General features: G+C 57.2%; 11 protein-coding genes and 1 pseudogene. 8 read left to right on the forward strand and 4 right to left on the reverse strand.

The features are described from left to right. The 5 genes from RBA40_RS32680 to RBA40_RS32700 form a co-directional block, all read left to right on the forward strand. Positions 1–205, forward strand: a 205-nt coding sequence (locus RBA40_RS32680) for a hypothetical protein (protein ID WP_306653003.1), incomplete at its 5' end; no start/stop codon positions are given. Then, entirely contained in the window at positions 202–423 is a 222-nt protein-coding gene (locus RBA40_RS32685; RefSeq protein ID WP_306653005.1) for a DUF7940 domain-containing protein, read from the forward strand. The genes RBA40_RS32680 and RBA40_RS32685, both read left to right, overlap by 4 nt. Next, positions 407–904: a lysozyme gene (locus RBA40_RS32690; RefSeq protein ID WP_306653007.1), complete on the forward strand. Its 498-nt coding sequence runs from the start codon at positions 407–409 to the stop codon at positions 902–904. Before RBA40_RS32685 ends, RBA40_RS32690 begins: the two co-directional genes overlap by 17 nt. Next, on the forward strand, positions 901–1,296 hold the full coding sequence (locus tag RBA40_RS32695) for a hypothetical protein (protein ID WP_306653008.1): 396 nt from the start codon (positions 901–903) through the stop codon (positions 1,294–1,296). Before RBA40_RS32690 ends, RBA40_RS32695 begins: the two co-directional genes overlap by 4 nt. Then, positions 1,293–1,562, forward strand: a complete 270-nt coding sequence (locus RBA40_RS32700) for a hypothetical protein (protein ID WP_306653010.1) — start codon at positions 1,293–1,295, stop codon at positions 1,560–1,562. Before RBA40_RS32695 ends, RBA40_RS32700 begins: the two co-directional genes overlap by 4 nt. 120 nt (positions 1,563–1,682) lie before the next feature. On the opposite strand, the gene RBA40_RS32705 is transcribed toward RBA40_RS32700, so the two are convergent. Continuing rightward, positions 1,683–2,816, reverse strand: coding sequence for a sensor histidine kinase (locus RBA40_RS32705; RefSeq protein ID WP_306653012.1), 1,134 nt, complete (start codon positions 2,814–2,816; stop codon positions 1,683–1,685). Positions 2,817–2,931: 115 nt separating this feature from the next. On the opposite strand from RBA40_RS32705, the gene RBA40_RS32710 reads away from it, so the two are divergent. The 3 genes from RBA40_RS32710 (at position 2,932) to RBA40_RS32720 (ending at position 4,169) form a co-directional block, all read left to right on the forward strand. After that, positions 2,932–3,072 (forward strand): hypothetical protein, encoded by a 141-nt coding sequence (locus RBA40_RS32710; RefSeq protein ID WP_306653014.1) that lies wholly within the window; start codon positions 2,932–2,934, stop codon positions 3,070–3,072. A gap of 401 nt (positions 3,073–3,473) precedes the next feature. Further along, positions 3,474–3,872, forward strand: a complete 399-nt coding sequence (locus tag RBA40_RS32715) for a hypothetical protein (RefSeq protein ID WP_306653016.1) — start codon at positions 3,474–3,476, stop codon at positions 3,870–3,872. Between the two features lie 33 nt (positions 3,873–3,905). After that, the gene (locus RBA40_RS32720; protein ID WP_306653018.1) at positions 3,906–4,169 is read left to right on the forward strand and encodes a hypothetical protein; all 264 of its coding nucleotides are present in this window, start codon (positions 3,906–3,908) and stop codon (positions 4,167–4,169) included. Between the two features lie 255 nt (positions 4,170–4,424). Here RBA40_RS32720 and RBA40_RS32725 read toward each other — a convergent pair whose 3' ends face one another. From RBA40_RS32725 to RBA40_RS32735, 3 genes and pseudogenes are all read right to left on the reverse strand, one after another. Continuing rightward, on the reverse strand, positions 4,425–4,958 hold the full coding sequence (locus RBA40_RS32725; RefSeq protein WP_306653020.1) for a tyrosine-type recombinase/integrase: 534 nt from the start codon (positions 4,956–4,958) through the stop codon (positions 4,425–4,427). 205 nt (positions 4,959–5,163) lie between these two features. Then, positions 5,164–5,691: pseudogene (locus tag RBA40_RS32730) on the reverse strand (DUF4224 domain-containing protein); the annotation flags it as partial. A gap of 63 nt (positions 5,692–5,754) precedes the next feature. Next, a complete protein-coding gene (locus RBA40_RS32735; protein WP_306653022.1) occupies positions 5,755–6,957 on the reverse strand; it encodes a tyrosine-type recombinase/integrase in 1,203 nt (400 codons plus the stop codon). Positions 6,958–7,181 lie beyond the last annotated feature (224 nt).

Here is a 7,181-nt window from a genome sequence, read left to right on the forward strand (position 1 = left end):
GTTCCTCGCTGCGATGGTCTGGAGCGTCGCAGGCCAGTCCAACAAGCTCGACCAGCTGATCATGAACACGGCAAAGCTGGAAAAGCGCGTCGACGAGCGCGACAGCCGGCTCGACATGGTGAAGGAAGCGCAGTACGAGCTTCGCCGTGTCAACGACGGCCTGGCCATGCGTGTCGACGCGCTGGAACGGTCGAGTCGCAAATGAGACTGCTTCCCGAATGGCGCACCGTCCTGCGCAAAGCCTGGAGCGTGAAGTTCAACGTCGCCGCGACGCTGTTCGGCGCCGCCGAGGTGGCCGTGGCCATCTGGATGCCTGACGGCATGCCGAACGGCGTGTTCGCCGGCGGCGCCGCGGCTGTCTCCATTTTCGCAAATGTATCGCGCCTCATGGCGCAGAAAGAACTCCATGGCAACGACAAATAGAATCCGCATGGGCATCGCCGGTCTGGTGCTGAGCGCTGGCGCGTTCGTCGGGATCCTGACGCGCGAGGGCTACACAGACGGCGTGATCATTCCGACGAAGGGCGACGTGCCCACAATCGGCTTTGGCACCACCGGCGGCGTCAAGGCCGGCGACCGCACCACGCCGGTCAAGGCGGCGCAGCGCGCGCTGCTCGACGTCCGGACCTACGAGGGCGCTGTCAAAAGCTGTGTGCGCGCCCCGATGACGCAGGCGGAATACGACGTGTACGTCGATCTGACCTACAACATCGGGTCGACCGCGTTTTGCAGCAGCACCATCGTGAAGCGGCTGAACGTGGGCGACTATCGTGCCGCGTGCGATGCAATCCTGATGTACCGATTCGCTGGCGGCTACGACTGCTCGACGCCTGGCAATCGACGCTGCGCCGGCCTGTGGGCAGATCGCCAGCGCTCGCATGCGCAGTGCGTGGCGGCGCAATGAGCGCCCTGGGCACGCTGGCCGCCGGCGTCACGGGCGGTATCTGGAAAATCATCGCCGTCGTGCTGCTGGCCGCCCTGCTGTTGGTGGGCGCGTGGACTGGCGGCGGCTGGTACCTCGCCGCGCGGGACCGCGACGCCGCCCGGGTGGAACTGGTCGCCGAGCGCGCAGCAACCGCCGAACTGCGCGCCGCCATCCAACTGCAGAACGATGCAATCGAGGCCGCTGGCAACGCCAAGGCCGCCGCCGACGCGCGCGGACTGGCCGCCCAGCAGCAGGCCGTTGCGAACGGCAAGCGCTTCGATGCCGCGCTGGCCCGGGTCGCTGGCGCGCGCGCCACGACATGCGACGAGGCTATGCCGGCCGTGAATGTCATTCTTGAGTGGGTGCGATGAGCGCGCGCCGCATGATGTGGCTGTGCGCCCTGGTGGCCGTCCTGTTGCTGGGCGCATGCGCTGGCCCGGCGCCCGCCATCCCGGTCGTCAAGGTGCCCGTGTATCGGTCATGCGTGGCTGCCGTGCCCGAGCGGCCGACGTTCGCCGTGCGCGGCCTGGCGCCCGATGCCAGCGACGGCGAAAAGGTGCTGGCCCTGGCGCGCGACTTGCCCGTGCACCTCAAGTACGAGGCCCAGCTGGAAGCTGTGATCGCTGGGTGCTTGTGAGCAGCAGTAAATAACCAGCGGTCCGCAACTCGTGTTTGGGTTACATTAGCGTACGACTTGAGGGCAGAATGCGGTCTTGGGCGCTGCCGCCTTTCTGATTCACGCTGAAAATTATTCACTTCAAGTTGGCACAGCGTGTCGCGGCAAGCTGATCTTAAAAATGCAGCCGATGGAAGGGATGTCTTCAACTGTGAGCGTTCCATTGTTTGCATTGACACTCTGCTTTGCGATTGTGAGCCCTAGGCCGACGCCTGTTCTGTTTTCGCCAGCTTGAGAAAATGGCAGGAACATGCTTTCGGCAACACCAGGACCAAGTCCCCCGCAATGATCTTTCACATCAATGATGATGCGGTCACCCGCCGCATATGCAGTAAGAAAAACTTCAGTCCGTGGTTGTGAAAATTTGAACGCGTTTTGCAGCAGATTTGCAACTGCGGCCATCAACAAGTCCCGAGTGCCATTGATCGCTAGGTCAGGGTCAACTTTTGGGACTCTAAAAATGCATTCATTTTTACCGATGGAAAGTGATGCTGCTGCATAAATTTCAGCAATGAAATCAGCGAGAGAAAACGAATCTAAAATCAAGCTGGTATGTCCGAATGTCCGGACATCTTCAATCGAGCTGGTGATGAGCCTATCAAGCGCCTGCAGGCTTCGTTCCAAGATCGACCCAGTTGAGCCACTGAAGCTAAGGTTACCTGCTTTGACAGCGACGAAGGCCATAGATGCCGTGCTCAGGTGATTGCGTAACTCATGTGCGAAGAAGCCTATACGCTTGTTTGACTCGACGGCATTTGCGTCTGTATTTAGCGCATCTCGCTGATAGCTAAATTCCGTCACAGCGTCCGAAATTGCGTTGTCGAGGCAGCGGTTCAATGTACGAAATTCATCAACTTGGAATGGCGCATCTCGCTCCACTGCCAGGTCGGTGATTGCCTGGCACAGGTCTCCGTAATCGTGTACTACCTGATCAACTGACAAGCCAAGATTGAGAAGGTCTTTGCCATGTTGAGCAGCTGATACGCTGACCTCATACAGGGCAGTTCCTCCTCCTGCCGGCCCCGAAATTCGCCGACTATCCAAGGGCGTTGAAGTCTGTTCAATTTCAAGAGTTCGGATCAGTTGATCGAGAAATAGAGGAACTCCATCCTTTAGTTGCTGTTCAGTAGCGGAACGGCCTGCACGTTGAGCAACCTTGCCCCGGCAACGTTTGGTTAGTTCGTCACGATTGTTGGATAAAAATGCGTGCATCATAGCAACCTCCATACCTGTGCATAACCACAGCGACAATCGCAGATGTGCGAAGCAATCTTGACGATTTGCTGATAGTAGCTGAATTTTCTTGGGATGAAGAGGAGTTTACTCGAGAATGCTCAGCACAACCGATATCGACGCCGGCCCGCTGATCCTGGAGAAGCACCGGATCGGCGGCCCGCCTTGGTCGCCCATGCAGATGGTCAGCGCCGAGCTGCTGGCGATCAAGGCGGCGACCCCAGTTGAGCCTGGGTGATATAGTGTCATTTCATACAGACATGAACGTCGAAGATGCCGATCCGACCTGCTCTTACGTCAGAGGACCTTGAGAAAATTGGCGAGCGCCAAGATGCGGCAGACGTCGCACTTCTACTCGGCGAAGTAAGGCGGTTACGTGGGATCGTGTTGCGTGCCGATCAGCTACAAATCTCTTTAGTACAGACGCGAAATCTCATCTTGGATGCACTTCGCAACGAGCTGAACAGGGAGCCTTGGATTCATGAGGAAAGACAGCGGCTTGGCGCATGATTGATGCGTCGCGCTCTTCATCCGCATAGGGAGCACTTTCGCACTGGGCGGGGGAATACAGAGTATCCGTTTGTGAGCATGAGTTGGGTTTTCAAGAGTATCATTTCGCAAATATTTCAGCGAGTAGTGATGAACAAGACGACACCTGGCGAGATTTCCCGATCCAACTTTGCCGACCGACTGCGCGCGACAGCAGCGTTTAAACCGTACAGCCGCAGCCCTGTTGCGCTTTCTAAGGCGTTTAACCTCCGCTTTCCACTGATGGCAATCACTTCACACGCGGCCAGAAAATGGCTCATAGGTGAGGCAATTCCTACGCAAGAAAAGCTGGTTGCACTTGCCGAATGGCTAGACGTTGATCCTACGTGGCTGCGTTATGGTGACTCTTCGGGGGCGACACGATCGTCGCCTTTGCAAAAATATTCTGATCGGATTGAATTCGATCTCCGCTTGCTAACTGAGAGCGAACGTAAGGTCATTCGCGCTGCATTGGATGCAGTGCTTGCAGTCCGGCAGCTCCGGAAGTAGGTCTGCATTACGTTGCGGAATTGATAAGTTTTTATGATGACCAAAACCCAAGTCGAGTATCGTGAGTACCTCATCTATGCGGATGCCGTGCGGACTGTTGACGATCAATTTTCAGCTGAGGTGCAAGTGGCCGGACCGTCCGGCCTCATTAGTTTTACTGCTCTTGGTTTGTTCGACACTGCTCCTGCCGCCAAAGACCACGCCACTCATTGGATCAAAGAATGGATCGATAGTGGTATCGCTGAGCAGGCCTTGGCTGATGCCATCAATAAAAACACTCCCGATCAAACGAAATAGGCGATGAGGGTAATCGTTAAGATATCCTCATGATGGCCATGAAATCGCTCAGCAAGAGCTCGATGCATGCTGGCTAAACATCTTTCAGCAGATGCACCAGATGTGATCCCACCTTCCCCCAAGCATCGCGCTTCTCGTCGGCATAGTCGTGGTGCAGGTAGTGCCGACGCACCTTGCTGCCAGGCAGAACGTGAGTCTTGCACCGGCCGATGCTCTCACTAATCAGCCGAGCGGTGCGAAGGTGAGCTGATAAGATCACTTAGTGGGGTGGACAATTTTCCCTCTTCGCAAATAGTGGCGCTGTGTGGTTTTCACGCTATCGTGCCCCAGCAATTCGCTTGCCGCCTGTTCGCCGCGCTCGTCGGAGATATCGTCCGCAGCCTTGGCGCGCAGGTCGTAGAACCAGAAGGCCCGGATATCGGCCGCAAGGGCAGGGGTGGCCAGCGCCGCAGCTTCACGCGCCGAGTCAAACTGGCTGCGCAGCGCCGGGGCCGTGAGACGCTTGCCGTGCGAATTGACCAGCAGTGCGCCCGTAACGTCATTGTGCGTAGCCTTGCGCGCTTCTATTCGCTTGACCAGTTCCGCCAGTCGGCCAGTGATGACGATCCGAAGCGGCTGCTTTGTCTTCTCCTGGGTGAGCATCAGATGCCCGTCGATGATGTCGTGCTCGGTCATGCGTAGCGCGTCGGCGGGGCGCTGGCCGGTCAGGTAGGCCAGATCCATCGCATCCTGTAGAGGCGCGCTGGCGCATGCGTACACGGCGTTGTAGACGGCATCGGTAATGTACACCGTCCGCCCGCTTGTTGAGCGAATGCCCCTTGATGCCCTCACACGGGTTGGGCAGGTCGGTATAGCCCCAACCGCGCGCCTGGTTCCACATCGTCGAGAACAAACGCTTGCAGCGATTCGCCGTAGTTGGCTTGTCCGAGTGGCGATCGAGAAATTGCCTGATATGCATGGGCCTAATTTTCGAGAGTGGCATATCGCAAAATACTTCGAGCAGGTGCTTTATATCTGATTGGTAAGTCCTTGCTGAGCTGGCCGCAAGTTTAGGCAGAGAGTCGACCAGATATCGCTGTTCAACGGGTCTGAACAACGCCTCGCTCATGGGGACAGCGATCGTATAGGTCTGGGCATATTTTTTTAGCGCCAGAATCAAATCGTCACCTAATGCAATTTCCTTGCGCGGCTTGTCTCTGGTGTACATGTAGTAGTAGACTTTTCCGCTGCGCTGCACCCGAGGATGCATGTACGGCGGCATATTCAGATTGCGCGTGTTTCGTCTTCCCCTTCTTTCCTTGGGGAGCACGGATTCTGTGACAGGGCGATTTTCCTTGCGCCCTTCGACGGCAGCTATGCTGACGACTGGTTTGCCAACACCGTTCACCCAGAACGGGATCTGCATTGTGCGAAGGGCTTCGATTTGTTTGGCACTTGTCTTACGCCCGGTCAGGTGTGCAACGTCGTCGGCACTCAAAAATGTGCTCACAATTTCCCCCTGGTGTCCCAGCGTTTCGCCCACTGGAGTTGTTGATTGCTCGCTCAATATTATCGCGGTACCGGCTCTTCATCGGTACGCGCGGCACTAACTTGCTATCTTCCCGGCGCAAAAATCGGCCCAGTCTCCCATGAGTAGAACCCGCTTGTCGAGCAACGTCCCTCGCCTGTAGGCCGCTTCAACTTTATCCGGCAACTTATGGGCCAGCGCGTGCTCGCAGACCTCGCGCGGATACGAGTTGCCCACAGCTTCCGCGCACCAGTCGCGAAACGTCGACCGGAAGCCGTGGACAGTAATGTCGTCGCGCTTCAAGCGCCGTAGCACTGCAGTAAGGCTCATGTCGGATAGCGGCCGATCTTCTCGTTGGCCAGGGAACAGGAAAGTCCCGGAGCGCTCCATTGCGCGGAGCACGGCGACGGCATCCGGAGCAAGCGGCACTTGGTGCTCAACCTCGGCCTTCATCCGTGAAGCCGGAATCGTCCACAGCGCCGCGTCAAAATCAATTTCATCCCAGGTTGCGCCGCGGACTTCGCCTGAGCGTGCTGCGGTCAAAATCGCGAACTCAAGGGCCCGTGCACCTGTTCCCGCGCTGCCGCGCAACGTCCGCATGAAGTCCCCAATTTCTCGCCAAGGCAAGGCAGCGTGGTGATCGACCTTTGCAATTTTCGCTGGTGCGGCCAATAGGTTATCCAAGTGCCCGCGCCAGCGCGCGGGATTCTCGCCTGTGCGGAAATTGCTCACGGTGGCCCAGTCAAGGATGCTTTCGATTCGGCCGCGCAGCCGTGTTGCCGTCTCCGTCTTCGAGTGCCAGATGGGGGTGAGGACTTTAACGACCAGGGCAGTGTCAATATCGGCCACGGGCAGCGCACCGATTATCGGGCCAGCGTAGGTATCAATCGTGCTTTCCCATTGCGCCGCATGCTTGGCATTCTTCCAGCCGGAACGGTGCGTGGTGATATAGGCTGTAGCGCACTGATCGAACGTCATCGCCTTCGCTCGTTCGAGGTCATCAGCGAGCTTGCCAGCGGCGCGTGCGGCGAGTGGATCTTGACCAGCGAGCAGGACGATGCGGCAATCCCTTGCTTTGACGCGAGCCTCGGCTAAAGTGACAGTGTGAGTCGCCCCAAGGCCCATCTCCCGCCGCTTCTCGCCGAACGTGAAGCGAAATATCCAGCTCTTTGTTAGCGATGCTGATATCTGCAAGTACAAACCGGCGCCATCGCTATAATAGCCTGGCACTTTCATTTTGCTCACGCCCAAGGGGGTGAGCTTTTCTACCGTTCTCGCCATTTTCTACCCACCATTGTACCCACCGTCGATATGTGGATTGTACCGCATGCATGTGAACAATGACGAACAGATTTATGGTCTACGCCCCGAGAATCTCATAGGACAGCGAACAAATGTGAACAATTCTGACCCAAAAATCGGCGGACCGTCTCTCCGCCAGGAACAAACAGGTAACTGATGTGAAAAGAAAAAAGCCAACCGTTGAGGTTGGCTTTTTTCATTTC

Source organism: Massilia pseudoviolaceinigra (assembly GCF_030846505.1).
GTDB classification, from domain to species: Bacteria; Pseudomonadota; Gammaproteobacteria; order Burkholderiales; family Burkholderiaceae_D; genus Telluria_A; species Telluria_A violaceinigra.